The organism is Streptomyces sp. CO7 (assembly GCF_053474865.1).
Genome location: NZ_JBRIOU010000004.1, coordinates 682528 through 682974, shown reverse-complemented (window position 1 = coordinate 682974; position 447 = coordinate 682528). Strand labels below are relative to the sequence as shown.

At 77.4% G+C, this 447-nt stretch carries 1 protein-coding gene; it reads left to right on the top strand.

The annotated features are described in order from the left end of the window. Positions 1 to 447: endonuclease/exonuclease/phosphatase family protein (locus ACOV8S_RS15925; RefSeq protein ID WP_448318875.1), on the top strand; the 447-nt coding region annotated here is incomplete at both ends.

Sequence of the window (447 nt, the reverse complement as noted above, 5' to 3'; positions counted from 1 at the left end):
GTCCGGCACGGTCGCCCTCTTCTCGCGCCACCCGCTCGCCGACGTCCGCCCCCTCGACATCCGCCCTGCCGGGGTGGCCCCCTCCTGGCAGCGGGCCCTGCGGGCCACCGTCCGCCTGCCCCGCCACGGTGAGATCGCCGTCCTCGTCGCTCACCTCCCCTCGGTCCGCGTCGCGCCGACCGCCGGGTTCACCTCCGCGCGCCGCGACGAGAGCGCCCGCCTGCTCGCGGCCGCGATCGACACCGAGCCCCTGCCCCGCGTCCTCCTCCTCGGCGACCTCAACTCCACCCTCGACGACGGCGGCCTCACCTCCCTGACCGCACGCCTCGCCACCCCTGTCCACGGCGGCCTCTCCTTCACCTGGCCCGCCGCCTTCCCGCTGGCCCGCATCGACCAGGTCCTCGCCCGCGGTCCCCGCGGCCTCCACGTCACCTCCCTCCCCCCGAC